The organism is Achromobacter sp. FW305-C-30-7 (genome assembly GCF_058783105.1).
Genome location: NZ_JBYSYI010000004.1, coordinates 101,365 through 127,972, shown reverse-complemented (window position 1 = coordinate 127,972; position 26,608 = coordinate 101,365). Strand labels below are relative to the sequence as shown.

The window sequence follows — 26,608 nt, the reverse complement described above, 5'->3', positions numbered from 1 at the left end:
TTCCTTGTTCGTGGGCGGAAGCCGCGGCGCTTCCTAGCCCAATTCCTTGCCGGCCACGGACGCCGCCTGGCGCCCGCCCTCCACCGGTGGCGATTCTATTTCACTTTGATCTTCAAGGTCCCAGCTGCGGCGCAGGTCGAAGCTCATGGCGGACAGCATGGTCAGGATCACGACCACGCCAAAGGCCGCCGCGCCCGCACCAGCGCTGATCTCCATCAAGCCCTGGAAATCGGCCAGGGCCGCCAGCAATATAACGACAAAAACGTCCAGCATCGACCATTGGCCGATGAACTCGACCATTTGATACAAGCGTGTGCGCGGACGCAGATTGGTGGTGCTGCGCCATTGCTCGGTCAGCAGCAGCAGGATGAGCGCCAGCAGCTTGGTCAGCGGCACCGCCACGCTGGCGATGAAGACGATCAGCGCGATATCCCATGAACCCATTTCCCAGAGTTCGACCACGCCGCCCAGGATGGTGTGGGCACTGTCGCCCAGCACGGAACGGACCTGCATCACCGGCAGCACGTTGGCGGGAATGTAAAACACCACGGCCGCCAGCAGCAGCGCCCAGGTGCGCGCCAGGTGGTCCGGCTTGCGGTAGTGCACCTGCGCCTCGCAACGCACGCAGTGGTGTTCTTCTTCCGGATTGGCTGCCCGCGGCACGGCCTGCACCTGGCCGCATACATGGCATCCGGTCAGGACGCTGTCCGGCCCGGCTTGCGGCACATGCACGGGCACCACGCCCACGCTCTCGGCATAACGCCACAGCACGTGGGGCGACAGGCGCCCCAGCATCGTCAATAGAATGGTCAGAAGGCCGAACGCGCCCAGGCCTATGCCCGGCGCCACCGCCGCCATGCCAGCCAGCTTGACCACCGCCACCAGCACACCCAGCAGAAACACCGGAATCATGCACCAGGGCCGCAGCGCGCCCAACAGCCGCATCGCAGTGCGAAAACCCGCGGGCTCGCGGCCGCGCGAGAGCGGCCCCAACACCCACAGCAGGACGCTCAGCTGCAGCAAGGGCAGCACGAAACCCGCCAAGCCCGTCATGATGGCAACCACCCAGTGGTCCTGCCGCCAGGTGATAGAAATGGCGTCCAGCAAGGAGGCTTGCTGCACCATGCCCTGCACGGCCATGGACGCGACGGGATAGGCATTGGCCACCCCGAACACGATGAGGGCGGAAATGGCGAGCGCTAGCCAATTGGACAAAGTAAGCCCGCTGTAGCGCCACAAGGTGGCACCGCAGCGGGCGCAATTGGCGGTCTCTCCAGGTTCAAGCTGATGCCGGCGATAGATGCTTGCGCAGTGTTCGCACTCGATCAGCGGCTGGCGGTCCGCGGTCATTGAGTCGCCTAATCGACCAGTTCGACTTCCTGTTTGTCAGGCGCATCCGACGAGGGCGGCTTGCCGCTATCGTCGAAGTCCAACTTGACCTTGCCTTCCTCGTCCAGGTCCACCGTAACCGTGCCGCCGTCGACCAGCTTGCCGAACAGCAGCTCGTCGGCCAGCGCGCGCCGGATGGTGTCCTGAATGAGGCGCTGCATGGGGCGTGCGCCCATCAGCGGATCGAACCCTTCCTTGGCGAGATGTTCACGCAGCGTGGTGGTGAAGATCGCTTCCACGCGGCGCTCGTGCAACTGGTCTTCCAGCTGCATGAGGAACTTGTCCACCACGCGCAGGATGATTTCGCGGTCCAGCGGCGCGAACGGAATGATCGCGTCCAGGCGGTTGCGGAACTCGGGCGTGAACATGCGGCGGATTTCCGCCATTTCGTCGCCCACCACGCGCGAATTCGCGAAACCGATGGACGGACGGTTCAAGGTTTCGGCGCCCGCATTGGTCGTCATGATGACGATGACGTTGCGGAAGTCCGCCTTGCGGCCGTTGTTGTCGGTCAGCGTGCCGTGGTCCATGACCTGCAGCAGGATGTTGAACACATCCGGGTGCGCCTTTTCGATTTCATCGAGCAGCAGCACGCAATGCGGCTGCTTGGTGATGGCCTCGGTCAGCAGACCGCCCTGGTCGAAACCGACATAGCCCGGAGGCGCGCCGATCAGGCGCGACACCGCGTGCCGTTCCATGTATTCCGACATGTCGAAACGCAGCAGCTCCACGCCCAGCGTGAACGCCAGTTGGCGGGCGACCTCGGTCTTGCCCACGCCGGTGGGGCCGGAGAACAGGAAGGCGCCGATCGGCTTTTCCGGCTTGCCCAGGCCCGAACGCGCCATCTTGATGGCGGCGGACAGGGCCTCGATGGCGTTGTCCTGGCCGAACACCACGGTCTTCAGGTCGCGGTCCAGCGTCGCCAGCTTGCTGCGGTCATCGTTGGAGACGGACTGCGGCGGAATACGCGCGATCTTGGACACGATGTTCTCGATGTCCACCTTGCCGATCACCTTCTTCTGGCGCGAGCGCGGCAGCAGGCGCTGCGCAGCGCCGGCCTCGTCGATCACGTCGATGGCCTTGTCCGGCAGATGGCGGTCATTGATGAAGCGCGCCGACAATTCGGCGGCGGCCGACAGGGCGGCAGCCGAGTAGCGCACGCTGTGGTGCTCCTCGAAGCGGCTCTTCAGGCCGCGCAGGATCTGCACGGTCTGCTCGACGCTGGGTTCGGCCACGTCGATCTTCTGGAAACGGCGCGACAGCGCATGGTCTTTTTCAAAGACGCCGCGGTACTCGGTGTAGGTGGTGGCGCCGATGCACTTGAGCTGCCCGGACGACAAGGCCGGCTTCAAGAGGTTGGACGCGTCCAGCGTGCCGCCGGAAGCCGAACCGGCGCCGATCAGCGTATGGATTTCGTCGATGAACAGAATGGCGTCGGGGTTGCCGCGGATCTGCTTGAGCACGCCCTTCAGGCGCTGTTCGAAATCGCCGCGGTACTTGGTGCCAGCCAGCAAGGCGCCCATGTCCAGCGAAAAGACCTGGGCGGCCTGCAGGATTTCGGGCACTTCGCCGCGCGTGATGCGCCAGGCCAGGCCTTCGGCGATCGCGGTCTTGCCCACGCCGGCCTCCCCAACCAGCAGCGGGTTGTTCTTGCGGCGGCGGCACAGCACCTGGATCACGCGCTCGACTTCGTGCTCGCGTCCGATGAGGGGATCGATGCGGCCCGCCAGCGCGGCGGCGTTCAGGTCGGTGGCGTACTGGTCCAGTGGGGACTGACGCGATTCGCCCTGTTCTTCACCATTGGTCTGCTGCTCTTTCTGCACGGCGGCGGACTCCACCTGGGGCTGTTTGGTAATGCCATGCGACAGAAAATTGACGACGTCCAGCCGCGTCACGCCCTGCTGTTGCAGGTAGTACACGGCATGCGAATCCTTTTCGCCAAAAATGGCCACGAGCACGTTGGCGCCGGTGACCGGCTTCTTGCCGGTGCCGCCCGCCGATACGTGCATGATGGCGCGCTGGATCACCCGCTGGAAACCCAGCGTGGGCTGCGTGTCGACCTCCGCGCCGCTCGGGATCACCGGGGTGTTCTCCGAGACGAATTGGCGCAGGTTGCGGCGCAGGTCGTCCAGATTGGCGGCGCAGGCGCGCAGCACTTCAACGGCCGACGCGTTGTCGAGCAACGCCAGCAGCAGATGCTCGACGGTAATAAATTCATGCCGGGCCGAACGGGCCTCGACGAAAGCCATATGCAGGCTGACTTCAAGCTCTTGAGAAATCACGCTTCCTCCGTAACGCATCGAAGCGGGCAAATACACGATTCATATTCTATGCCGATCATGGCGTAACACCAGCGATTTCAAAAACCACTCTATCGTGGCGGCCTTGCGTATCCATGACGGTAAGCGTATATCGGCCGTCCATGGCCAGCACTAATTTAAACGGATGACCCGACGCGCCGTGGCCAACCACGCGCCCGTCCAGCATCCACCATACTTCGCCTTCTGTTCCCTGCACGTCCACATCCAGCGCCACTTCGCGCCCGCCCGGCACGGGCCGCAGCACCGAACCGCTGGCCACCCCGCCCAGACGCAAGGGTCCGCGCGAAGCGTCGGCGTAGCCGGCAAAAGACGGCGGCGCCGTTTGATTCAGCACCCAGGCCGCGCGCTGCTCCGGACATAGGCCGGATGGCACGCTGCCGAGCTTGTAACCCAAGGGCCAGCAAGTCACCGCAGCCTGCACCGTTTCGGGCCTGACGCGGACCTGCTGGGCGCCTTCGGGCAAGGCCGCCACGATATCCTGCAGTAGCGGCGCCGCCACGTTGGCCCCGAAAAATCCAGGGTTGGGCGTACCGTCCGGACGGCCGACCCAGACGCCCATCGTCCACCTGTCGGTCACTCCCACGGCCCAAGCATCCCGGAATCCGAAACTTGTCCCGGTTTTCCAGGCCAGTTGCCGCGCCGGACTGCCCGACTGATAGAACGGCCGGTCGGGATGGCCGCCGCTCTCCAGGATGTCGCGGACGATCCAGGCCGCTCCAGGGCTCATCATACGGGACTCGACCTTCGCCTGCTCCGGCCGCAGGCGGGGCCGCCCGGAGACGCCGCCGCGGGCCAAGGCCCGGTAAGCGCCCACCAGTTCTTCCAATGTGGTGCCGCCCCCGCCCAAAATCAAGCTCAAATTCGGTTCGGCGCCCGCAGGCAAACGTAACCGCACCCCGCCGGCCAGCATGACCGAGGCGAAACTGCTGGGCCCGACCCGGTCCAGCAGGTCCACCGCCGGGACGTTGAGCGAGCGCTGCAGGGCCTGCGCCACGCTGATCGGGCCGGCAAACGCAGCCTGGAAATTGCCGGGCGCGTAGCCGCCAAACGACATCGGCGCATCCATCAGCAAACTTTCGGAGTGGATCAGGCCCTCGTCGAGCGCCTGGGCATACAGGAAGGGCTTGAGGGTGGAGCCCGGCGAACGCACGCCGCGCACCATGTCCACGTGGGCAGCGCGGCTATCGTCCGAAAAATCCGCGGATCCCGCGTAGGCCTTGACCTCCAGCGTATCGTTGTCCATCACCAACACGGCCATGGACACCTTGGGCGGCAAGCCGTCCACCCGGTCCTGCAGCATGCGCTCCACCGCGGCCTGCATATCCGCGTCCAGGGTGGACGTGACCACCGCGGGCCGCTCGCCGGGGCGCCGGCCGGCGCTGCGCTGACTGCCCGCCTCCTGCAGCAGGCGCTGCGCGGCCAGGGGCGCCAGCCAGCGCGCCCGCAGCGGCGGCGCGACCACGTTCTCGATCTTGGCGTCGGCCACCTCGGCGGGAGTCCAGCGGCCTAGCTCGACCATGCGGTCCAGCACCTTGTCGCGCGCGGCCTGCGCGGCCTCCGGATGGCGGTCGGGACGCAGGCGCGATGGCGCTTGCGGCAAGGCGGTCAACATCGCCGCCTCGGCCGGGCTCAGGTCGCGCGCCGGCTTGCCCAGCCACAGGCGCGAGCCCATTTCCACGCCCTCCACGATGCCGCCCATGGGCGCGTGGGTCAGGTACAGCGACAGGATCTCGTCCTTGCTGTAGTGCATTTCCAGCTGGATCGCGCGCCAGGCTTGCCGCAGCTTGGCCGACATGGAACGCGAAGGCTTGCCGGCCAATTCCGGATCGATCAGCCGGGCGACTTGCATGGTCAGGGTGGAGCCGCCCGAGACGATGCGGCGGTTGGTGGCCCACTGCCAGCCGGCGCGCGCCATTGCCACCGGATTGACGCCCGGGTGCCAGTAGAACCAGCGGTCCTCGTAGGTCAGCAGCGTTTCCAGGTAGCGCTCGGACACCTGGTCGGGCTTGACCGGATAGCGCCACATGCCGTCGCGGCTGGGATAGTTGCGCAGCGGCGTGCCGTCGGCGGCCACGACGACCGCCGCGCCGCCCGAATCCACGGCCGGCAAGGGATAAAGGCGGTCGAGCGTGAATAACGACGCGGCCAGCGCAAACAACGCGCTGGCCGCGAAGATTCCGCGCCGCCGCCAGCGGCGGGCGCGCGAGGCGCCCGCCACGGGGGTGGCGGCGGGGTTCAAGGACGCTTGGCGCCGCGGTCGCGGATCTCTACCGTGCTCCATTGCTCGCCTACGCCCCGGATTTCAGGCCGGTACATGTCCTCGGCCACCGTCGACGGCACCGCGTAGCGGCCCGGCGTCACGACGCGCACCAGATAGAACACGTCCACCTTGCCGCGTCCCAGCGACACCGCGGCCACATAACGGTCGTCGCGGAATTCGCGGTGCTTGATGTTGGGATCGGACATGGCTTCGGCCACGCGGCGCCCGCCTATGGTCCATTCCTGCATCTCGGGGCTTTGCGACAGGTTCAGGTTTTCGACTTCAAAACCCGCCGGCACGCGATCCACCAACAAGCCATCCGGAATGTTCTGGTTGGCGCTGGCCTGCACCCACACCACCAGCATGTCGCCGGTCTGCAGACTGCCGCCATCCCACGGACGGCCGTCCGGACGGTACCAGCCGCGCTTGAGCTGGATGATGTCGTTGCGCGGCGCGGGCGTGGCGGTCGGGCTGCCCTGGATGTCGTATTCGACGAACAGGGCCTGGCTGCCGGTGTTCAGCAGTTGCGTGCCCGCCAGATCGGCCGCCGACAGCGACACGCTCTGGTCGCTCTTGCCGCCAACCAGCGGCTTGCTGACGCCGTTGACGGTCAGCGTGGCCGACCAGGGCGTGGACTTGTCGCCGCCCAGTGCGCGGGCCGTCAACAACAGGGCCATCTGCTCTTGCGTCGACAGGTATGAGCGGTTGCCCAGGCGGCTGGCCAACTGCGTCAGCAGGTTTTCCAGGCGCTCATGGCGCAGCTCATACTTGTTGGCGATCGCATAGGCCAGCGCGTAATCGCGCACGCTGCTGCCGTAGTCGCCCAGCCAGTCGTCGTAATAGCCGGAGTTGCGGCGCGCGTTGAGTCCGTACTCGCGCGCCATGGCCTGGTCGAGCGCGCTCTTCATGCGCCCTTCGTCGCCCATCAGCTTGAACGCGGCTGCCAGCTGAATCAGCGGCAGCGGCGAGCGTGCGCGCTCCTGGTAGTTGTCGTACAGCTGGCGCACCGTAGACAGCGGCGCCTTCTTGTCGCGCGCCAGCGCCAAGGCGGCAGTGGCCAGGCCGGCGAAGCGGCGGTGGTCTTCCCGCAGGATGCTGGCGTCGTTGGCGTCGTAGCGTCCGGACTCGAGGTTGCGCTTCAGGTTGGCCGACCAGGTGCCGAACGCGCCGGAGCTCTGCTGCACCTGCTCCAGCAGCCACTGGCGCGAACGGTCCAACGATGCCTCGGGCACCTCGAAACCGTTGTCGCGGGCGTCCTGCAGGAAGCCGACGGCATAGGCCGTCAGCCACACGTCGCGCGAGGACGAGCTGCTCCACAGGTTGTAGGAACCGACGGCGTTGCGCATGCCGGCCAGGCGGCCGATCGCGCCGGCCACCTTGGCGTCGCGCTCGGCCTTGGTGCGCGGCTTGAGGCCGAACTGCTTGGCCGCTTCCTCATCCAGCATGACCCACGGCAGGGTCGCGCTGATGGTCTGCTCGGTGCAGCCATAAGGGTAGTTGAGCAGCCCTTCGACCAGGCGGTTGACGTTGATCGGCGGACGGTTCGAGACCGTCATGCTGACCGTGGTCGAATCCGGGTAGTAGGAAGCCACCCACGACGCCTGCGGCGCGTTGGCTTCGCCCGGACCCACACGCAAGCGGCGTACCTGGCGCTCGGCCGCGTAGGCCGGTTGCACCTGCAGCACGGATTCGCGCACGATGTGCACGGGCTTGCCACCGCCCTGCCCGTCGACGGTCAGGCGCATCAGGCCCAGGCCGTACGAACCGGTAGTCGTGGCGGTGAAGCGCAGCGTGGTGCGCTGCTTGTCCTTCAAGGTCACGGTCTTGACGCCGTCGACGATGCCCAACGGATCCAGCGCTTCCAGCTTGACCGTCACCTTCTGCTCAGCGCCGCTCATGTTGGTCAGGTCCAGCGCGATCGCGGCCTGGTCGCCCGGCGTGATGAAGCGCGGCGTGTTCAGCTCCGCCACGATGGGCGCCGCCACCACCATTTCGGTGTCGGTGCTGCCGTAGTTGTCCGGCGTGAAGGCCACGGCCATCAGGCGCAGCGTGCCGTTGAAGTCGGGCAGATCCAGCGGAATATCCGCCTCGCCTTGCTCATTCAGCGTGACCGGACCGGAGAACAGGTCCACCAGCTTGACCTTCTTCGGCAGGCTCTTGCTGTCGCCGCGCATGGCGGCGTCGCCGCCCCACTTCAGCTTGCCCTTGGTGCCGTCCATCTTCTCGATCAGCTTGCCGTACATGTCCAGCAGTTCGGGCGCGTAGCGGTGCTTGCCGAAGAAGTAGTCCAGCGGATCGGGCGTCTTGTACTGGTTGATGTTGAGGATGCCCACGTCCACCGCCGACAGGGTCACGGTGGCCTGCTTGCCCTGGGCGCCGTCGACCTTGACGCGCACGGTCGCCTTGGTTTCGGGCACCGCCTTGGGCGGCGCGGTCAGCTTGACGTCCAGCTTGCGGTCGCCGCTGGCGATCGGCAGGAAGGTCAGGCCCAGCGCACGCGCCGGGGTCACGCGGTCGCCCTCGCTGCCGGGACGGAACACGGCGGCGGCGATGTACAGGTCGTGGCGCTTCCAGCTCTTGTCGACCGGAATCTCGACCTGCGTGCCCGTCGCTTTCACGGCCACCCAGGTGGACCACAGCATGCGGTCGCCTTCGACAGTGATGAGCGCCTGGCCGTCATGCGGCGGCGTCAGGGTCAGCTTGACCGTGTCGCCCGGCTTGGCCGGAACACCCTCGAGCTTCATCTGCACGCGGTCGGGACGGTTGCCCATGGAGTCGGCGTCCTGCGCGTTCCAGCCGGCGTAGAAGCGGTAACGCAGGGTCTGGCCGGTTTCAGGATCGGCGATCTCCAGGCGGTAGCGGCCCCACTTCACAGGGACGGTCAACTGGGCGCGGTCATTCAGCGCGATCTCGCGCGAATCCAGCAATTCGTCGGTTTCGGTGTAGCCGCTGTTCCAGCCGCGCTGGTCGTCGAAACGCCAGTAGTACTGGCGCTCTTCGCGGTACAGGCGCATCTGCGCCTGCGCCAGCGGCGCGATCTTGCCCTGCGCGTCCACGCGCAGCACTTCAAAACTGGCAGGCGCGCCTTCGCGGGCGACGTCGCCGTCGAACTGCGGACGCACGGCGATCAGGCGGTCGGCGGGCCAGACGCTGCGCTCGATCGAGCGCACCACCGGACGGCCGCCCGATTCGAGCAGGCTGGCCGATACGCGAACCTTCATCGGCGAACGCGTGCCGCCGGTGCGCGGGTCGACCTCAAGCTGGCCATGGCCCTTGTCGTCCAGGGCCGCTTCGGGCAATTCCTCGAAATGGCGGCGGCTATCGTCGGCCACGTCGCCGAAGATAAAGCCGGGCCATTGCTGGGGCAGCGCAAAACGGTCGCGCTTGACCTGGAAGCTGGACAGCAGGCGGTTGCCGGCGGCGGGCGCGCCGTAGAGATAGTCGCCCTGCACGTCGATGGTCAGCGTTTCCTCCGGCGACAGCACCTCCTGGTCGGAGGTCAGCGCCATCTTCATACGTTCGGGCAGGAACTCCTCGACCTGGAACTTCCAGGACGCGTCCGGCGCGCGCGACGCGGGGTCCACGCGCAGTTCGAGCATCCAGGTACCGGTTTGCGCGTCCAGCGGCAGATCGATGCTGCGTTCGATGTAGCCGGGCAGATCTTTCTTGGGCTGCCACAGGGTGGTCAGCACCGTGCGGCCGTCGGGACGCTTGATGGTGGCGGTCAGGGGCGACGGCGCCAGCATGCGGCCGTCCAGATCGCGCGGCAGGACCGACACGTTGAAGGTTTCGCCGGGGCGGTACAGATTGCGGCCGGCGTAGACGAACAAGTTGTTGGGGCGCGAAACGTGGCCGCCGGTGTCGAATTCCGACAGGTCCAGGGCGGGCTCGCCCAGGGCCAGCACCGTCATTTCCTTGTCGCGCGAGGCGCGGATGACGCGCGCATTGGCGAAGCTGCCATCAAAGCGCACATGGCCCTGGCCATCGGCGGCGGCCTTGGCCAGCGACTTGCCGGCGCCGTCCACCAGTTCGAACACGGCGCCCGAGATGGCGGTGCCGCTCTTCAGGGACACGGAATAGGCTTCGATGCGGTCGCTGTAGCGGCGCGCGTGCAGGCCGATGTCGCTGACGTAGAAATACGTCACCTGGTATTCGTAACGGAAACGGCCGGGCTGGCTCATCACCGCGACATAGATACCGGGCTCTTGCAGTTCCTTGATGCCTTCGACCGGCAGGAAGGTGACATGGCGGCGGTTGGGCTTGTCGTCGGTAACGAAACGGCCTTGATAGACGCTGGTCGTCAGCGAGTTCAGGCGGTCCAGGTCCCAGTTGCTGACCGAGCCTTTCAGGCTGCGGTTGTCGGAATAGCGCCAGCTGTCCTCTTCGTTGCCGCCATCGTCTTCCTCATCGGCGGAGGCGCCGGTATTGCGGCCAATGCCCAGCACGGTGTCGAACAGTTCGGGCACGCGCTCCGGCGACACGCGCAGGAATTGCACGTCCACTTCGGACACGTTCACCGTGGCCACGGGCAGACCGCCGTTCTGGCCGGCCGGCAGCACCACGCCGCGGCTAGCGAAATAGAACGAAGGCGGCATGGCCTGCGTGCTCACCTCGCAATTCGAGGCTTCCGCCAGCTTGACCCCTGCGCCCGCGCCGGGCAGCCCGGCGCGCACCGAGATCGCGTAGGAACGCTGCGGCTGCACGTAGGGGAAATAGACCATGCGGGGGTTGTCGCCGACCACCCAACTGCCCTTCAGGATCTTGCCTTTGGGCGCCGAGTCGCCCGGCCGTACCGAGGCAGGCTGATCGCCGCTGGTGGCGGACGATTCATGGTCCTGGTCGCTAGCCGTGCCCGTGTCGGTCACCTGCAGAAAGCTGTCCAGGTTGGACTTGGCGTCCACCGGCTGAGTGAAAGTCACCGCGAGCGCCAAGGTATCGTTGTACTGGCGCGGCTGGCAGGAAAGCGCCGCGAAGGGATCGGCCGCGCCGACCACCGCGCTGGCGGGCAACGCCGGTTTGGCGTCGCCACCCGTCGGAGCCGCAGGCTGCGACACGACGGCTGGCGCCGGGTTGGCGGGCTGACGCTCCTTGCCCATCCACCAGCCCACGCCGATGGCGCCGGCCAATACCACGACCCCGGCTGTCGCCAGCCAGGCCTTGCTGATCTTTCCACTCACGGTAAATCTCCCGCTCACTCAAATATTCAGACGCACCGCCCCTTAGCGGCGGAGCTGCCGACCTGATCATTCCGCGCGCTTCTCGGGTACGCGGATACTGCATTTCAAAATAACCGGACAACACAACGCCGCCATGACAGGCGGCGCATCAAATGCTGGGTTCAGACGGGTTCCATCACGCATTGCAGAGGGTGCTGGCGCGCCCGCGCGTACTGGGCCACTTGCGCGATGCGCGTCGCGGCGAGGTCGCGGGGATATACCCCGCAAACACCACGCCCTTCGTGATGCACCTGCAACATGATCCTCGTCGCCTCTTCGTGATTCTTATTGAAGAACTTTTGCAGTACTTTCACGACGAATTCCATCGGGGTGTAGTCGTCGTTCAGCAGCAGGACCTGATACATCGGAGGCGGCGCGGCGCGCGCCGGAGCCTTCTCGACGGCCAAATCATGCTGGGTATCCAAGGTAGAACTCATAGGGCCGCTATTCTATTTAAACTGGGGACGGCTAGCGTGCAACTTACGGAAAATTACACGTAGAAATGCGTAGTTTCCATACTTGACGCCGCAAAGAAAAGCGGCGCATTATCCACGCATTCTGGGGTTTTCAACTCATCGAAAATCTGCCAGGAAGCCGGAGGGGGGACAGGGGTCTAGGCCGCGATGCCCTTCGTCAACATACGATTCAATGAGGCAGTCCGCATGTCTGATACGACCGCAACCGCCGTCCAAGGGGACAATCCCAAATCGACGGGCACCGTCAAATGGTTCAACGATGCAAAGGGGTTTGGCTTCATTACGCCCGACGACGGCGGTGAAGATCTGTTCGCCCATTTTTCGTCCATCCAGATGAATGGTTTTAAAACCCTGAAGGAAGGCCAGAAAGTCGCCTTCGAGATTATTCAGGGGCCCAAAGGCAAACAGGCGCTTAATATCACGGCTGCCTGAGTTACCCTTAAAGCGCAACGGTAAGGTTGCGCCATTATTCAGGCGGGGCTTTCGAGCCCCGCCTTGTTATTTTTCATTCATTGCGCCAGGTCATGCCCAAGAACGCCGTTTTAATTCCTGTCAGCCTCACGTTGTTCAAGACAGCGTTCTTCAGAAACCTCCTGCCGAAAGCCCTGGCCCCCGCCCTCGCCGCCATCGCGATGGCCCTGCCCGCAGCGGCCGGCGCGCAGCAGACCGGCCCGCAAGCCACTCTGCCCACCACCCAGCTATCGGCTGGCATCCATATTATCCGCGCAGAAGTCGCCAACACGGAAGCGACCCGCCGCGACGGCCTGATGTTCCGCAAGGAGCTGCCCGGCAACGACGGCATGCTGTTCGTGTTCGAACAGCCCGACGTGCAGTGCTTCTGGATGCGCAACACCCTCCTGCCGCTCTCGATTGCCTTTATCGCCGACGACGGCACGATCGTCAACATCGAGGACATGGCGCCGCAGACCGAAGATCCGCATTGCGCCAAGAAGCCGGTGCGCTACGCACTGGAAATGGCCCAGGGCTGGTTCGAGCAGCACGGCATCAAGGCCGGCAAGAAGCTGGACGGCCTGCCCTGAAGCAGCCCGCCGGCAGATATGAAAAGGGAGCCCTCGAGGCTCCCTTTTCGTTCCAGCACGCATGGGCCGCAGGCGGCCCAAACGTGCCCGGCGATTACACGCGCTCGATAATCAGCGCGATGCCCTGGCCCACGCCGATGCACATGGTGCACAGCGCATAGCGACCACCGGTGCGGTGCAGCTGGTTGATCGCGGTGGTGGCCAGGCGTGCGCCGCTGGCGCCCAGCGGATGGCCCAGGGCGATGGCGCCGCCGTTGGGGTTCACGCGCGGGTCGTTGTCGGCAATACCCAGCTGGCGCAGCACGGCCAGGCCCTGGGCGGCAAACGCCTCATTCAGCTCGATGACGTCCATCTGCTCGAGCGTCAGGCCGGTCTGGGCCAGCACCTTCAGCGTGGCGGGCGCCGGGCCGATGCCCATGATGCGCGGCGCGACGCCGGCCGTGGCCATGCCGACCACGCGGGCGCGCGGGGTCAGGCCGTGACGAGCGGCAGCCTTTTCATCGGCCAGCAACAGCGCGGCAGCGCCGTCGTTGACGCCCGAGGCATTGCCGGCGGTGACGGTGCCGCCTTCACGAACCACGCCCTTCAGCTTGGCCAGCGATTCCAGCGTGGTTTCACGCGGGTGCTCGTCCTTGCTGACGACGATGGGATCGCCCTTTTTCTGGGCGATCGACACGGGCACGATCTCGGCGTCGAAGAAGCCTTCTTTTTGCGCGCGCGCGGTCTTCTGCTGGCTGGCCAGCGCGAACAGGTCCTGGTCTTCGCGGCTGATCTTGAAATCGTCGGCAACGTTCTCGGCCGTTTCGGGCATCGAGTCCACGCCGTATTGCGCCTTCATCAGCTTGTTGATGAAGCGCCAGCCGATGGTGGTGTCGTAGATCGCGGCGCTGCGCGAAAAGGCGCTGTCGGCCTTGCCCATGACGAACGGCGCGCGGCTCATGCTTTCCACGCCGCCGGCCAGCATCAGGCCGGCTTCGCCGGCGCGGATGGCGCGGGCGGCGCCGCCGATGGCGTCCAGGCCCGAACCGCACAGGCGGTTGACGGTGGCGCCGGGCACTTCGATCGGCAGGCCGGCCAGCAGCGTAGCCATGCGGGCCACGTTGCGGTTGTCTTCACCCGCCTGGTTGGCGCAGCCCATGATGGCGTCGTCCAGCTCTTCCCAGCGCACGCCGGGATTGCGCGCCACCAGCGCCTTGATGGCTACGGCGGCAAGATCATCGGGGCGCACGGAAGCCAGCGCGCCGCCGTAGCGGCCGAAGGGGGTGCGGATCGCGTCACAAATAAAAGCATGCACGGTCATGGGAAGCTCGAAGTAAGTGAGAAAAAATCCGGATCGCCCGATCTTAACGCAGCGCTTTCGCGCCAAGTTGGTGCACCTGTGGGATGTCCGCTGCACGGACAGTGTCCAATGGCTGTTCACCCAAACGGTGCGCGCGGCGAGCCCTGCGCCGGGACGCGGGCCCGGGTTTTGAACTCAGGCCGCCGGCGGCCTGGCGGCGCGCGCCGTGTCCACGATGGCCTGCCGGCGGAAGCGTCCGGCGGCCAGATGATAGAAGGGTTGCGGGCAGAACTGGCGCGACACGCCCGAGGCCAGCAAGGATCCCACCAACAGCCAGAACAGCATGGGCTGGCTGCCCGTCATTTCCATCACCACCACACTGGCGGTCAGGGGCGCCTGGGTCGCGGCGGCCAGGAAGGCCGCCATCGAAATCAGCACCAGCACGCGGTGATCCACGCCATCTCCCGCCAGTTGCCAGATGTGGTGGCCGATGCCCGCGCCCGTGGTCAGGGCCGGCGTGAAAATGCCGCCAGGTATGCCGGCCCAATAAGACGCGACAGTGGCGGCGAGCTTGGCCAGGCCGAAACTGGCCGGCGCCGCGTCCTTCCCGGACAGCAGGTCCGCCGCCACGCCATACCCCGTGCCGTAAACGCTGCCGGCCGTGGACAGGCCGATCAGTGCCAGGATCAGGCCCATGATGAAGGCCGTCCAGATCGGATGCGCGCGGATCCAGGCACGCCAGGACTGCGGCGCGCTGCCGGCCGCCCCCTTGCCGAGCAGACGGGCGAATATGCCGCCCAGCGCGCCGTTGAGCGCCGCGCAAATGACGACCCACATCACCATGCCATGGGCCAGCGGCGCGCCGCCGAAGACGCCGAAGTAAGGGTTGTTGCCGACCACGGCCACGACCAGGAAGCCCGAGGCCAGCACCCCGATCAGCACCAGCCGCTGCCAGCGCAGCACGGTGCCCCGTCCCAGTTCCTCGATGGCGAAGATGACGCCGGCCAGCGGCGCGTTGAAGGCGGCGGCCAGGCCGCCCGCAGCGCCGGCGGCGATCAATTCATTGGCATGGAAGCCGCGCAGCTGCACGCCGCGCCGCTTCCAGAAGTCGCCCCAGGCCAGCATGAGGGCGGCGCCCACCTGCACCGACGGCCCTTCGCGGCCGATCGACGCGCCGGCCAGCATGCCGAAGAATGCGAGGGGAATTTTCCAGAGGGTCTGCCCCAACGCCACCAGGCTGTTCTGGCTGGGACCAGGCGGCAGCGACAAGGCGCCGATGACCTGGGGAATGCCGCTACCGGAGGCGTTGGGCGCAAAACGCAAGGTCAGCCAGCGCAAGGCAGCCAGGCTCAGGGGCAAGACCAGCAAGGCCAGCCAACCGTTGTAGGCCACCCACTCGCGATTCCATTCCAGCGCCTTGTCGGCCAAATAGGCAAAGCCCAGCGACATCAGCGCCACCAGACCGGCGCCTCCCAGCAGCAGCCCCATCTGCACGCTCTTGCGCGACAGGCGGTTGATCTGGCGCACCTTGCGATGCGCCCACCGGCGCGGGCCGGCCAGCAGCCGGCGTAGGGGGTCGGGCAGGTTCATGGGCAAAAGCCGGCGCGGTTGAAAGTGGCTAACCTTACCACTCCCACCTGACCGGCAGCCCACAACGCGGGATCAGAACGTCGACCAGTCGTCGTCCGAACCTTGCGCCAGCGCGGGACGCGCTGCGGACGCCGCCGCCTTGCGCGGCGCAGCGGGCACGGCCTGCACCAGGCGGACCTGGGCTTCGCGCGCCGAGCCGCCGCCGGCTTCCACCTTGAAGCGGCGCACTTCCTGGGCCAGCCGGGTGGCCTGCTCCTGCATGCTGGCGGCCGCGGCGGCCGCCTCTTCCACCAGCGCGGCGTTCTGCTGGGTCACGGTGTCCATCTGCGCCACGGCCTGATTGACCTGGCCAATGCCGGCGGACTGCTCTTCCGAGGCGCTAGCAATCTCGCGCACCAGCGTGGCGACCTGACGCACGCTGTCCACCACCTCGCGCATGGTGCGGCCGGCCTCGTCGACCTGACGCGTGCCGCCCTCGACGCGCGTGACCGACTCGTCGATCAAGGCCTTGATCTCCTTCGCGGCCACCGCCGAGCGCTGCGCCAACGTACGCACCTCGCCAGCCACCACCGCAAAGCCGCGGCCCTGCTCACCCGCGCGCGCCGCTTCCACCGCGGCGTTGAGCGCCAGGATGTTGGTCTGGAAGGCAATGCCGTCGATCACGCCAGTGATGTCGGCGATGCGGCGCGAACTGTCGGAGATCGCGCTCATGGTCTGGACCACGCCGTCCACCACTTCGCCGCCACGCACCGCCACGCTGGACGCCTGGTTGACCAGGCGGTCCGCTTCGCTGGCGTTGTTGGCGTTCTGCTGCACGGTGCTGGTCAACTGCTCCATCGACGCCGCGGTTTCCTCCAGCGACGAAGCCTGTTCCTCGGTGCGCTGCGACAGATCGGCGTTGCCCTGGGCGATCTGCGAGGATGCCGAAGCGATGCTCTCGCAGCCGTCGCGCACGTCCTTCACGATGCGCGCCAGGCTTTCGTTCATGGTCTTGAGCGCGCCCATCAGATCGCCGGTTTCGTCGCGCGTGGCGACCTGGATGTCGGTCGTCAGGTCGCCCGCCGCCACCTGGCGCGCGGCCGTCACGGCGTGTTCCAGCGGACGCACGATGCCGCGCGTCACCAGCCAGCCCAGCAGCATGCCGACCGCCACGCCGATCACGGCCAGGGCGAGCATGAGCGCGCGCAGATTTTCGTAGAGATCCGTGCCGTTCTGCACGCTTTGCGCGGCGACGGTTTCCTTGATCTTCGCCAGGCTGGTCATCAGATCGTCCAGCTTCTGCGACGAGGCGATCACGCGAGCTTCGACCTCGGCCACGCGCGGATCGGCCTGGGTCAATGGCCGGGCCTGAGCGGCGGCGAAAAACGCGGCGGACTCGCGCTTCCAGACCTGTTCGGTCTCGGCGAACTGCGCCAGCAGACGCTTGCCATCTTCCGAATAGAAATTGGCCGCGGCCTTTTCACGCAGCTTGTCCATCTGCGCGACGGCGTCGTCGAACTGCTTGCGCAGCGCCTGGCGCTCCTTTTCCGTGGACGCGGCCAGGTAGCCATTGCGGGCGCGGCCCGCATAGATCAGATTGATATTGGCTTCCTTGACGTCCGAGATGCCGCGCAGCTCGGTGTCGTAAAGCCGGTCGTTCATTTCATTGATGCGCGCCAGGCCCCAAACTCCGAAGCCCCCGATCGCACCGCCTATCACCGCCACCAGCAAAAACGCGCCCGACAGGCGCGCGCCGATGCGCAAACCCGAAAAAAACCGCAACATGCTTCCCTTCCCTGTAGTTACCACGGTTTATGGCGGGCATGCCGCAGCCGTGGACCCCGTGGTTCAGTCGCCGACCGGGGCCAACGATAGTGGTTGCCAAACCTAGGGATAACCCGGAAGAAAAGCCGGTTTGTTCTTTATTTCCCCGCAATGGATTCGACAATCGACAGGGATTTCGCAAGCTGAATTTTTACTGAACAAAAAGAAAACCCCAGGCTTGCGCGAGGGGTCTGTTCAGGGCCGCGGCGCAATGCCGCGGCAGGCCTGGCTTTGCCGGTCAGGCGAAGTTCTTGGCCGCGAATTCCCAGTTCACCAGCGCCCAGAAGTTTTCCAGGTACTTGGGACGGGCATTGCGGTAGTCGATGTAATAGGCGTGTTCCCAGACATCACAGGTGAGCAGCGGCTTGTCGGCCGTGGTCAGCGGGGTGGCGGCGTTGCTGGTATTGACGATGTCGACCGAGCCGTCGGCCTTCTTGACCAGCCAGGTCCAGCCCGAACCGAAGTTGCCGGCGGCCGACTTGTTGAAGGCTTCCTTGAAGGCGTCAAAGCTGCCCCACTTGGCATTGATGGCGTCAGCCAGCTTGCCGGTGGGAGCGCCGCCGGCCTTGGGGGCCAGGCTGTTCCAGTAGAACGTGTGGTTCCAGATCTGGGCGGCGTTGTTGAAAATGCCACCCGAGGACTTCTTCACGATGTCTTCCAGCGACAGCGTTTCGAATTCCGTGCCCGGGATCAGGTTGTTCAGGTTCGTGACGTAGGTCTGGTGATGCTTGCCGTAGTGGAACTCCAGCGTTTCCTTGGAGATGTGCGGAGCCAGTGCGTCCAGTTCGTAAGGCAGGGGGGGAAGAGTATGTGCCATTGAGGTTCCTTCTGTTGAGTGCACGATCAAGCCGTTCAATTGTATCGGCAACTACTGAGGATACCGCGTTAACCCCCCGCCCGCGCGGGGTTAAGGGACGCATCTGCTTATCACTGGAAGCATGTACTCATGAGGGCAGGCGCTTGACCCGCCAGGCAGGCGCGCGGCCTGCGCTCAGGACGCTTCGCGACTATCGCGGGTACGCGTGACCGCGACCTCGGCGCCGCCATGCGCGAAGCTCAGGTCCAGCGCCTGCCCCGCCGCCAGCGCGGCCGCGTCGCGGACGATGCGGCCCTGCTCGTCGCGCGCGATGGCGTAGCCGCGGGCCAGCGTGTTGCCCGGGTCCAGCGCGCGCAATTGCGCCGTGGCGGCGGCCAGCCGGTTGCGCCGCTGCACCAGCAGCCGCGCATGCGCCTGGCCAAGCTGGCGCGCCGCGCCCGCCAGGCGGTCGGCGGCACGGCCGGTGTCCGGCACCCGATGCGCCAGGCGCTGGGTCAGCAGATTGACGCGCGCGGCGCGGCGCTCTTGCGGACCGGACCAGGCGGTGGCCAGGCGGAAACGCAGGCTGTTGAGGCGCTCGCGCTGATGCTCCAGACGCTGGGCCGGCGACACCAGTTGGGCGGCGGCGCGGTCGAGCCGCTGGGCGGCGCGCTCCAGGCGGCGCTGCTGGCCCCGTGTCATGGCCTCCGCCGCCTGCATGACCCGGCCGAGCAATTCGGAACGCGGCACGCAAGCCAGTTCGGCGGCCGCGGTCGGCGTCGGCGCGCGCACGTCGGCCACGAAATCGGCAATGGTGAAATCCGTCTCGTGCCCCACGCCGCTGATGACGGGAATTTCGCTGGCCGCGACCTCGCGCGCCAGCGCTTCGTCGTTGAAGCTCCAGAGATCCTCGATGCTGCCGCCGCCGCGCACCAGCAGCAGCGTGTCGACTTCCGCGCGCTGGTTGGCCGTGCGCACCTGGGCGGCCAGCCGCCCTGCCGCGTCCGCCCCCTGGACCGGCGCCGGATAGATGATCACGGGCACCTGGGGTGCACGCCGCGCCAGCGCCGACAGCACGTCCCGCAACGCCGCGGCGTGCAGTGAAGTGATCACGCCGATCGCGCGCGGCAGCCCCACGGGTTCGCGCTTGCGCGCCGGATCGAACAGGCCTTCGGAAGCCAGCTGCTCCTTCAGGCGCAGGAAGGCCTCGTACAGATTGCCTAATCCTGCCCGCCGCATGGCGTCGGCCTGCAGCTGATAGTCGCCACGGGGCTCGTAGAGGGACACCCGGGCCCGGATTTCGACCTGATCGCCTGCCCGCGGCGTGAAACCCACCGCGCTGGCGCGGCTTCTGAACATGACGGCGCGCACGGAGGCCCGGCTGTCCTTGAGCGTGAAGTACCAATGCCCGGAAGCCGCCGCTGTGAAGTTGGAAATCTCTCCACGCACCCACAGCGCCGGGATGCTGCGCTCCAACAACTGCCCCACCGCTTGATTCAGCTGGGCAACCGTCAGGATATCCCGCGCAAATACGTTGTTTGTGACTGTAGATTCAATTGTCATGGGGCTTTCCGATGCGTACCTGTCCACAGGGGCCGCGTAGCGGGCCGCAATCATACCGCGTCCCAGCATATTTGCAGCAACCGGCCCGAAAGCCAGCAAATTCGAATTAAATCATTGATTTTTATAGATATTTATCAAAAACAGCGCTGCTCGCAATTGAAGCAAACAAGTGCAAGCCCTGTGCCCATAAGCATTCCTGGGAAGTTTTGCACAGAATTATCCACAGGATCTGTGGATAGATTGGGGGTCGTACCGACTTGCCACACCCCCCGCCGCGCCGTTACAGTTTCGGCTTGATCAGTTGCCGGTTTGCGCGCCCTTGCGCGCCGGCTCCCCCGGGAGTTGAACGCTTTGCTTTCCATACTGCGCGAGGCCGGCTGGCCGATCTGGCCCCTGCTGGCGACATCCGTCCTGGGCCTAGCGCTGATCTTCGAGCGCTTCCTCTCCTTGCGCCGCGGCTTGGTCATGCCGCGCGGCCTGAGCGATCAAGTGGCTGAAATGCTGCGCAACCGCCAGGACACTCCCGAATCGATCAACCGCCTCGAACGCAACTCGCCGCTGGGCCGGATCCTCGCCGACGTGATGCGCCACCGCCACCTGCCCCGCGAAGAACTGCGCAATGTGGTCGAAGACACGGGGCGCGCCGTCGCCCACGATCTCAGCCGTTACATTCCCGCCATCGGCACCATCGCCGTGGTCGCGCCCCTGATGGGCCTGTTCGGCACCGTGGTCGGCATGATCGAAATCTTCGGTTCCTATACCCCCGGCGGCGGCGATCCCGCCCAGCTGGCGCGCGGCATCTCGATGGCGCTGTACAACACCGGCTTCGGCATCCTCATCGCCATTCCCGCCATGATCGCGCACCGCTACCTGCGCAGCCGCGTCGACGGCTACCTCAGCGCCATGGAACAGGCCGCGTCGCGCCTGGTCCGCGCCGTCTCGCCCGGATCCGCCCCGCGCGAGGGCCGTTCATGAATTTCCGCGGCCCCCGCGGCGACCGCGATGAGCTGGATATCAATCTGATCCCGCTCATCGACGTGCTGCTGGTCATCCTGATCTTCCTGGCGGCGACCACCTCCTTCGCCCGCTTCACGCAACTGAAGGTAACCCTGCCCCAGGCCTCGATGGAACAGGACACGCCCCCAGCGCTGGAAGTCGCCGTCAGCCAGGACGGGCGCTACGCGCTCAACGGCACCCTCATCGATGTCTCCACGCCGCCCGAAATCGCCGACGCCCTGCGCCAGGCCGCGGCCGGCAAGACCGAGCCGCTGGTCGTCATCAATGCCGACGCCCAGGCCACCCACCAGTCCGTGATCAACGTCATGGAAGCCGCCCGGCTGGCTGGCATCGGCCGCGTCAACTTCGCCGCGCAGACCACCCGGTGACCGCCAAGCATGCTTCGACGCTGCTGGCGCGCCAATGGCAGCACGGCGGCTGGCTCTCCAATCTGCTGCTGCCGCTGTCCAGGCTGACCGCCTGGGAAGTGGCGCGCAAGCGCCAGCGCTATCTGGACGGCAGCCGCAGCGCCTATCGCGCCCCCGTTCCCGTCGTGGTGATCGGCAATGTCTACGTCGGCGGCACCGGCAAAACGCCCATGGTCATCGCCACCGTCGAAGCGTTGCGGTCGCGCGGCTACACCCCTGGCGTGGTCAGCCGCGGCTACGGCGTCAAGGTCGGCCCCCACGCCCGCGTCGGGCTGGGCGAGCTGGAAGCGGCCCGTTTTGGCGACGAGCCCGCGCTGATCGCCCGCGCCACTGGCGCCCCGGTCTCCGTGCACCCGAAACGCGCCCTGGCCGCCCAGGCCCTGCTGCGGGCCCACCCCAAGGTGGATGTGATCGTCTCGGACGACGGCCTGCAGCATCTGGCGCTGGCCCGCGACATCGAAATCGTGGTGCAGGATGAACGCGGCGTGGGCAATGGCCGCCTGCTGCCCGCCGGTCCCTTGCGCGAACCGGCCGAACGTCTGCGGGAAGTCGACGTGGTGGTGACCAACATCGGCACGCCCGACGGCCAGCCGCAAGCCCTGGGCGCCACAGGCCAGCCGCGGCAGGTCAGGATGTGGCTGGAACCGGGCGACACGCGCCAGATCTCGGGGCGCGGCAAGCGCCCGCTGGCGGCCTTCGCCGGACTGCCCCGCGTCGCGGCGGCGGCCGGCATCGGCAACCCGGAACGTTTCTTCACCACGCTGCGCGGCGCCGGCATCACGCTGGCAACCGCACTGCCCCTGCCGGATCATCACGCTTACACCGAATCGCCTTTCCGGGCGCTCACGGCCGACGCCATCCTGGTCACGTCCAAGGACGCGATCAAATGCGCCGCCCTGGACGACCCGCGCCTGTGGGAAGTCCCGGTACGCGCCGGCTTTTCCGATCCGCAGCTGTTCGACTGGCTGGCGCAGGCCTTGCGCCAGCCGGCGCGGCGGTAGAAAAACGCCAGCCTGGCGGTGCCGCGGCGGCAAAGCCGGTCCGGCCCCAGGCAAACTGTTTTAGAATTCCGATCATGGAATCCCGCCTACTCGACATCCTCGTCTGCCCGCTGTGCAAGGGCCGCCTCGAACACGACCGGCAGCAAGCCGAACTGGTCTGCCGCGCCGACCGCCTGGCCTTCCCCGTGCGCGACGGCATCCCCGTCATGCTGGAATCGGAAGCCCGCGCGCTGGACGACGCCCCCGCTGCCCCCTGAACCGCCGCCGCATGAGCTTCATCGCCCTGATCCCGGCGCGCACCGCCTCGACCCGGCTGCCCGACAAGCCGCTGGCCGACATCGCTGGCAAGCCCATGGTCGTGCGCACCGCCGAGCGCGCGGCGCTGTCCGGCGCTGCCCGCGTCTATGTTGCCACGGACGACCTCCGCGTCCAGCAGGCGGTCCAGGCGCATGGGCTGCAAGCGCTGATGACCCGCACCGACCACCCGACCGGCACCGATCGCCTGGCCGAAGCCGTGGAGCAACTGGGCCTGCCCGACGACGCCATCGTGGTCAACGTGCAGGGCGATGAGCCGCTGATCGAACCCGAACTCATCGACGCCGTCGCAGCCAAGCTGCAAGCCAGCCCCGCGGCCGACATCGCCACCTGCGCCTGCCCCCTGGCCGACGCTGACGCGCTGTTCAATCCCAATGTGGTGAAGCTGGTCTGCGCCGCGGACGACCGCGCACTGTACTTTTCCCGCGCCCCGATCCCCTGGGCGCGCGACGCGCTGGCCTCGGGCGAACGTATCCTGGCTGAAGGCCTGCCCGCCTGGCACCACATCGGCCTGTATGCCTATCGGGTGTCATTCCTGCGCCGCTACCCGCGCTTGCCGCAGGGCGCGCTGGAACGCTTCGAATCGCTGGAACAGCTGCGAGCCATGGAACACGGCCACGTCATCGTCGTCCATCGGGCGTCCCACCCTCCTGCCGCAGGCGTAGATACCCCGGCAGACCTGGAACGCGTCCGAGCGGTCTACAGCAAGCAGATATAAGGGTTATTTCCTATGGCGCGGCTCCGCATCGGCTGCTGCATTGCGGCATAATTCCCCGGATCACAAAAAATACACCCCTTCAGGAGCACTCATGCGTCTCATCTTGCTCGGACCTCCCGGCGCCGGCAAAGGCACCCAGGCCGCGTTTCTCACCCAACACTTCGGCATTCCCCAGATCTCCACCGGCGACATGCTGCGCGCCGCGGTCAAAGCGGGCACGCCGTTGGGCATTGAAGCCAAAAAGGTCATGGATGCCGGCGGTCTGGTTTCCGACGAGATCATCATCGGCCTGGTGCAGGACCGCCTGCAGCAGCCCGACTGCGCCAACGGCTACCTGTTCGACGGCTTCCCCCGCACCATCCCACAGGCCGACGCGCTCAAGAGCGCCGGCGTCAAGCTGGATTACGTGGTGGAAATCGAAGTCCCCGAAGAGGACATCATCGAACGCATGAGCGGGCGCCGCGTGCACCAGCCCAGCGGCCGCAGCTACCACGTGCGCTTCAACCCGCCCAAGGTCGAAGGCCGTGACGACATCACCGGCGAAGAACTGATCCAGCGCGACGACGACCGCGAGGACACCGTGCGCAACCGCCTGTCGGTGTACCGCGAACAGACCCGCCCCCTGGTCGATTACTACTCGTCCTGGGCGCAGCAGAATCCCGCCGATGCGCCGAAGTACCGCAAGATCTCCGGCGTCGGCGCGGTCGAAGAAATCAAGGCGCGCCTGTACGCAGCCGTCCAAGGCTGATCGGCGCCTCGATGGCTCACAGGCCTTCGGCGCCGGCTCCGGAACGCATCGCGTCCGGCCGGCCCCGAAGGCCTAGTCATATCCGGCGCCTGCCGCGCCGCTTTCATCCCTAGAACTCACTGGTGGTAGACACATGGAAATCGCGAACAAGGTATTCATCGTCACGGGCGGCGCGTCCGGACTGGGCGCCGGCACGGTGCGCATGCTGGTCGAAAACGGCGCCAAGGTCGTTATCGCCGACGTGCAGGACGAGCCGGGCTCGGCCCTGGCCAAGGAACTGGGCCAGCGCTACGTGCACTGCGACGTGACCCAGGAAGCCGACGGCAAGAACGCCGTGGCGGCCGCGCTCGAACTGGGCACGCTGTTCGGCCTGGTGAACTGCGCCGGCGTCGCGCCCGCCGCCAAGATCGTGGGCAAGAACGGCGCGCATCCGCTGGAACTGTTCCAGAAGGTCGTGTCGATCAACCTGATCGGCAGCTTCAACATGATGCGCCTGGCCGCCGAGGCCATGAGCGCCAACGCGCCCGAACCCACCGGCGAACGCGGCGTGATGATCAACACCGCCTCCGTCGCCGCCTTCGACGGCCAGATCGGCCAGGCCGCCTACGCCGCTTCCAAGGCGGGCGTGGCCGGCATGACCCTGCCCATCGCGCGCGACCTGTCCAAGACCGGCATCCGCTGCATGACCATCGCCCCCGGCATCTTCGGCACGCCCATGATCTTCGGCATGCCGCAGGAAGTGCAGGACTCCCTGGCCGCCAGCATCCCCTTCCCCGCCCGCCTGGGCCGCCCGGAAGACTACGCCAAGCTGGTCCACAGCATCATCACCAACGACATGCTGAACGGCGAAACCATCCGCCTCGACGGCGCCATCCGCATGCCGCCGAAGTGATGTAGTACAAAGACAGGCCCACCAGGTGGGCCTGTTTTCATTGGGCGTCTCGCGCTTGCGCGCAGCCTCGCCGGGCCGGACCGGCCCTTTTTTTTTCAGTAGTCCTATCCATGAGCCTGTTTCGTTCGGCGGCCACGGTCAGCAGCTTCACCCTGCTGTCCCGCATTTCCGGCCTGATCCGCGACATCCTGGTGGCCCGCGCCTTTGGCGCCGGCCCCATCACCGACGCTTTCTGGGTCGCCTTCCGCATCCCCAATCTGCTGCGGCGCCTGTTCGCCGAAGGCGCTTTCGCCCAGGCCTTCGTGCCCATCCTGGGCGCGGCGCGCAACAACCGTTCCGAAGCCGAGGTCCGCACCCTGCTGGACCGGGTCGCCCTGCTGCTGACGGCGGCGCTGATGTTCATCACGCTGATCGGCATCGTCGCCGCGCCCTGGGTCGTGTCCGCCATGGCCAGCGGCCTGCGCGGGGCGGACCGCGATACCGAATTCGGCGCGGCGGTCTGGATGACGCGGATGATGTTCCCCTACATCTTCTGCATGTCGCTGATCGCCTTCGCCTCGGGCGTGCTCAATACCTGGCGCCGCTTCGCCGTGCCGGCCTTCACGCCCGTGCTGCTCAACCTGGCCATGATCGCCGCCTGCATCTGGCTGGCGCCGCGCATGGACGTACCGGTCTACGCGCTGGCCATCGGCGTCATGATTGGCGGCGTAGCGCAACTGGCCGTGCAATGGATTGCGCTGGCGCGGCTCGGCCTGACGCCCCGCTTTACGCTGCGGTTCCGCGAAGCCTGGGGCGACCCCACGGTACAACGCATCCTCAAACAGATGGCGCCCGCCACCCTGGGCGTCTCGGTCGCGCAGATCTCGCTGCTGATCAACACCAACATCGCCACCTGGCTGACGCCGGGCAGCGTGACCTGGCTATCCTTCGCCGACCGCCTGATGGAATTTCCAACTGCGCTTCTGGGCGTGGCGCTGGGGACGGTGCTGCTGCCCAGCCTGTCCGCGGCCCATGCCCGCGACGACCACGGCGGCTACAGCGGGCTGCTGGACTGGGGCCTGCGCCTGGTACTGCTGCTGGGCCTGCCGGCCGCGGTGGGCATGGCGTTGCTGTCCGATGGGCTGGTTGCAACGCTGTTCCACTATGGCGCCTTCGCCGCCCAGGACGTGACCCAAACCCGCCTGGCGGTCATTTCCTATTCCGCCGGTCTGATCGGCCTGCTGGCCGTGAAGATCCTGGCGCCCGGCTTCTACGCCAAACAAGACATCCGCACGCCGGTAAAGATAGCCATCGGCGTGCTGATCACCACGCAGCTGATGAACCTGGTGCTGGTGCCCCTGATGGCACATGCCGGACTGGCCCTGGCCATCGGCCTGGGCGCCTGCCTGAACGCGCTGGCGTTGCTGATCGGACTGCGCCGCCGCGGCGTCTATCAGCCCGGTCCCGGCTGGACCGCGTTCGCGCTACGCCTGCTGCCCGCGCTGGCGGCGCTGGCGGCCCTGCTCTGGTATGCGGACGGGCGCATCGACTGGATAGCCCTGCAGGCCCACTCCGGACAGCGGGTGGCCTGGTTGGCCGGGGTGCTGGCGGCCAGTGGAGCGGTCTACTTCGGAATGTTGTTACTGTTTGGCTTCCGCCCTAGGGACTTCGGCCGACGTCCGTCGCGTTAAGTTCGGACAATCTGCCTATATACCCCTCAAAAGCCGGTCTTGTACCGGCTTTTTTGCATTAGATTCGTCAAGAATTGACAATCAGCCGGTAATCTTTGGTAAAAAAC

The 26,608-nt window shown here is 66.5% G+C and carries 20 protein-coding genes; 10 read left to right on the top strand and 10 right to left on the bottom strand.

Annotated features, from left to right (window positions below):
• Positions 1-33: 33 nt before the first annotated feature.
• The 5 genes from AC3WOB_RS14405 to clpS all read right to left on the bottom strand — a co-directional run bounded on the left by AC3WOB_RS14405 (position 34) and on the right by clpS (position 11,623).
• The gene (locus AC3WOB_RS14405; RefSeq protein ID WP_492275398.1) at positions 34-1,350 is read right to left on the bottom strand and encodes a paraquat-inducible protein A; all 1,317 of its coding nucleotides are present in this window, start codon (positions 1,348-1,350) and stop codon (positions 34-36) included.
• An 8-nt stretch (positions 1,351-1,358) separates the two neighbouring features.
• Complete coding sequence (gene clpA, locus AC3WOB_RS14400; protein ID WP_013394760.1) at positions 1,359-3,671, bottom strand: ATP-dependent Clp protease ATP-binding subunit ClpA; 2,313 nt, start codon at positions 3,669-3,671, stop codon at positions 1,359-1,361.
• 55 nt (positions 3,672-3,726) lie between these two features.
• Positions 3,727-5,949, bottom strand: a complete 2,223-nt coding sequence (gene pbpC, locus AC3WOB_RS14395) for a penicillin-binding protein 1C (protein WP_492275397.1) — start codon at positions 5,947-5,949, stop codon at positions 3,727-3,729.
• Positions 5,946-11,147: an alpha-2-macroglobulin family protein gene (locus tag AC3WOB_RS14390; RefSeq protein ID WP_492275396.1), complete on the bottom strand. Its 5,202-nt coding sequence runs from the start codon at positions 11,145-11,147 to the stop codon at positions 5,946-5,948. Before AC3WOB_RS14390 ends, pbpC begins: the two co-directional genes overlap by 4 nt.
• Positions 11,148-11,308: 161 nt before the next feature.
• Positions 11,309-11,623 (bottom strand): ATP-dependent Clp protease adapter ClpS, encoded by a 315-nt coding sequence (gene clpS / locus AC3WOB_RS14385; RefSeq protein ID WP_006383989.1) that lies wholly within the window; start codon positions 11,621-11,623, stop codon positions 11,309-11,311.
• Positions 11,624-11,848: 225 nt separating this feature from the next.
• Here clpS and AC3WOB_RS14380 point away from each other — a divergent pair, with 225 nt between their 5' ends.
• Both AC3WOB_RS14380 and AC3WOB_RS14375 read left to right on the top strand, forming a co-directional pair.
• Positions 11,849-12,094, top strand: a complete 246-nt coding sequence (locus AC3WOB_RS14380; protein ID WP_006220277.1) for a cold-shock protein — start codon at positions 11,849-11,851, stop codon at positions 12,092-12,094.
• Between the two features lie 200 nt (positions 12,095-12,294).
• Positions 12,295-12,702, top strand: coding sequence for a DUF192 domain-containing protein (locus AC3WOB_RS14375; protein WP_242702282.1), 408 nt, complete (start codon positions 12,295-12,297; stop codon positions 12,700-12,702).
• A gap of 94 nt (positions 12,703-12,796) precedes the next feature.
• Here the strand turns inward: AC3WOB_RS14375 and pcaF are convergent, their stop codons facing one another.
• The 5 genes from pcaF to xseA all read right to left on the bottom strand — a co-directional run bounded on the left by pcaF (position 12,797) and on the right by xseA (position 19,733).
• Entirely contained in the window at positions 12,797-14,002 is a 1,206-nt protein-coding gene (gene pcaF, locus AC3WOB_RS14370) for a 3-oxoadipyl-CoA thiolase (RefSeq protein ID WP_492275395.1), read from the bottom strand.
• Between the two features lie 174 nt (positions 14,003-14,176).
• Positions 14,177-15,571 carry a chloride channel protein gene (locus AC3WOB_RS14365; protein ID WP_492275394.1) on the bottom strand — a complete coding sequence of 465 codons (1,395 nt, stop codon included), beginning with the start codon at positions 15,569-15,571 and terminating at the stop codon, positions 14,177-14,179.
• A gap of 72 nt (positions 15,572-15,643) precedes the next feature.
• Positions 15,644-17,335 (bottom strand): methyl-accepting chemotaxis protein, encoded by a 1,692-nt coding sequence (locus tag AC3WOB_RS14360; RefSeq protein ID WP_492275393.1) that lies wholly within the window; start codon positions 17,333-17,335, stop codon positions 15,644-15,646.
• 277 nt (positions 17,336-17,612) lie between these two features.
• Complete coding sequence (sodB, locus tag AC3WOB_RS14355) at positions 17,613-18,191, bottom strand: superoxide dismutase [Fe] (protein WP_013394768.1); 579 nt, start codon at positions 18,189-18,191, stop codon at positions 17,613-17,615.
• A gap of 174 nt (positions 18,192-18,365) precedes the next feature.
• Positions 18,366-19,733 (bottom strand): exodeoxyribonuclease VII large subunit, encoded by a 1,368-nt coding sequence (gene xseA, locus AC3WOB_RS14350; RefSeq protein ID WP_041654018.1) that lies wholly within the window; start codon positions 19,731-19,733, stop codon positions 18,366-18,368.
• Positions 19,734-20,084: 351 nt separating this feature from the next.
• Between xseA and AC3WOB_RS14345 the strand changes: the two genes are divergently transcribed.
• From AC3WOB_RS14345 to murJ, 8 genes are all read left to right on the top strand, one after another.
• The gene (locus AC3WOB_RS14345; protein WP_013394770.1) at positions 20,085-20,708 is read left to right on the top strand and encodes a MotA/TolQ/ExbB proton channel family protein; all 624 of its coding nucleotides are present in this window, start codon (positions 20,085-20,087) and stop codon (positions 20,706-20,708) included.
• Positions 20,705-21,118 (top strand): ExbD/TolR family protein, encoded by a 414-nt coding sequence (locus tag AC3WOB_RS14340; RefSeq protein WP_013394771.1) that lies wholly within the window; start codon positions 20,705-20,707, stop codon positions 21,116-21,118. Before AC3WOB_RS14345 ends, AC3WOB_RS14340 begins: the two co-directional genes overlap by 4 nt.
• A complete protein-coding gene (lpxK, locus tag AC3WOB_RS14335) occupies positions 21,115-22,158 on the top strand; it encodes a tetraacyldisaccharide 4'-kinase (RefSeq protein ID WP_013394772.1) in 1,044 nt (347 codons plus the stop codon). Before AC3WOB_RS14340 ends, lpxK begins: the two co-directional genes overlap by 4 nt.
• Before the next feature lie 74 nt (positions 22,159-22,232).
• The gene (locus AC3WOB_RS14330; protein WP_013394773.1) at positions 22,233-22,415 is read left to right on the top strand and encodes a Trm112 family protein; all 183 of its coding nucleotides are present in this window, start codon (positions 22,233-22,235) and stop codon (positions 22,413-22,415) included.
• Positions 22,416-22,426: 11 nt separating this feature from the next.
• Positions 22,427-23,191: a 3-deoxy-manno-octulosonate cytidylyltransferase gene (kdsB, locus tag AC3WOB_RS14325; protein WP_492275392.1), complete on the top strand. Its 765-nt coding sequence runs from the start codon at positions 22,427-22,429 to the stop codon at positions 23,189-23,191.
• A gap of 91 nt (positions 23,192-23,282) precedes the next feature.
• Positions 23,283-23,939 (top strand): adenylate kinase, encoded by a 657-nt coding sequence (adk, locus tag AC3WOB_RS14320; protein WP_013394775.1) that lies wholly within the window; start codon positions 23,283-23,285, stop codon positions 23,937-23,939.
• A 133-nt stretch (positions 23,940-24,072) separates the two neighbouring features.
• Positions 24,073-24,831, top strand: a complete 759-nt coding sequence (locus tag AC3WOB_RS14315) for a 3-hydroxyacyl-CoA dehydrogenase (protein ID WP_088141370.1) — start codon at positions 24,073-24,075, stop codon at positions 24,829-24,831.
• Positions 24,832-24,941: 110 nt separating this feature from the next.
• Positions 24,942-26,501, top strand: coding sequence for a murein biosynthesis integral membrane protein MurJ (murJ, locus tag AC3WOB_RS14310; RefSeq protein ID WP_492275391.1), 1,560 nt, complete (start codon positions 24,942-24,944; stop codon positions 26,499-26,501).
• Positions 26,502-26,608: the final 107 nt, after the last annotated feature.

Bases quoted from the DNA above. Each gene is read 5' to 3' on its own strand.
- AC3WOB_RS14405 (WP_492275398.1), bottom strand. From the start codon at position 1,350: ATGACCGCGGACCGCCAGCCGCTGATCGAGTGCGAACACTGCGCAAGC.
- clpS (WP_006383989.1), bottom strand. From the start codon at position 11,623: ATGAGTTCTACCTTGGATACCCAGCATGATTTGGCCGTCGAGAAGGCT.
- AC3WOB_RS14380 (WP_006220277.1), top strand. From the start codon at position 11,849: ATGTCTGATACGACCGCAACCGCCGTCCAAGGGGACAATCCCAAATCG.
- AC3WOB_RS14375 (WP_242702282.1), top strand. From the start codon at position 12,295: ATGGCCCTGCCCGCAGCGGCCGGCGCGCAGCAGACCGGCCCGCAAGCC.
- pcaF (WP_492275395.1), bottom strand. From the start codon at position 14,002: ATGACCGTGCATGCTTTTATTTGTGACGCGATCCGCACCCCCTTCGGC.
- AC3WOB_RS14365 (WP_492275394.1), bottom strand. From the start codon at position 15,571: ATGAACCTGCCCGACCCCCTACGCCGGCTGCTGGCCGGCCCGCGCCGG.
- AC3WOB_RS14360 (WP_492275393.1), bottom strand. From the start codon at position 17,335: ATGTTGCGGTTTTTTTCGGGTTTGCGCATCGGCGCGCGCCTGTCGGGC.
- sodB (WP_013394768.1), bottom strand. From the start codon at position 18,191: ATGGCACATACTCTTCCCCCCCTGCCTTACGAACTGGACGCACTGGCT.
- xseA (WP_041654018.1), bottom strand. From the start codon at position 19,733: ATGACAATTGAATCTACAGTCACAAACAACGTATTTGCGCGGGATATC.
- AC3WOB_RS14340 (WP_013394771.1), top strand. From the start codon at position 20,705: ATGAATTTCCGCGGCCCCCGCGGCGACCGCGATGAGCTGGATATCAAT.
- AC3WOB_RS14330 (WP_013394773.1), top strand. From the start codon at position 22,233: ATGGAATCCCGCCTACTCGACATCCTCGTCTGCCCGCTGTGCAAGGGC.
- kdsB (WP_492275392.1), top strand. From the start codon at position 22,427: ATGAGCTTCATCGCCCTGATCCCGGCGCGCACCGCCTCGACCCGGCTG.
- adk (WP_013394775.1), top strand. From the start codon at position 23,283: ATGCGTCTCATCTTGCTCGGACCTCCCGGCGCCGGCAAAGGCACCCAG.
- AC3WOB_RS14315 (WP_088141370.1), top strand. From the start codon at position 24,073: ATGGAAATCGCGAACAAGGTATTCATCGTCACGGGCGGCGCGTCCGGA.
- murJ (WP_492275391.1), top strand. From the start codon at position 24,942: ATGAGCCTGTTTCGTTCGGCGGCCACGGTCAGCAGCTTCACCCTGCTG.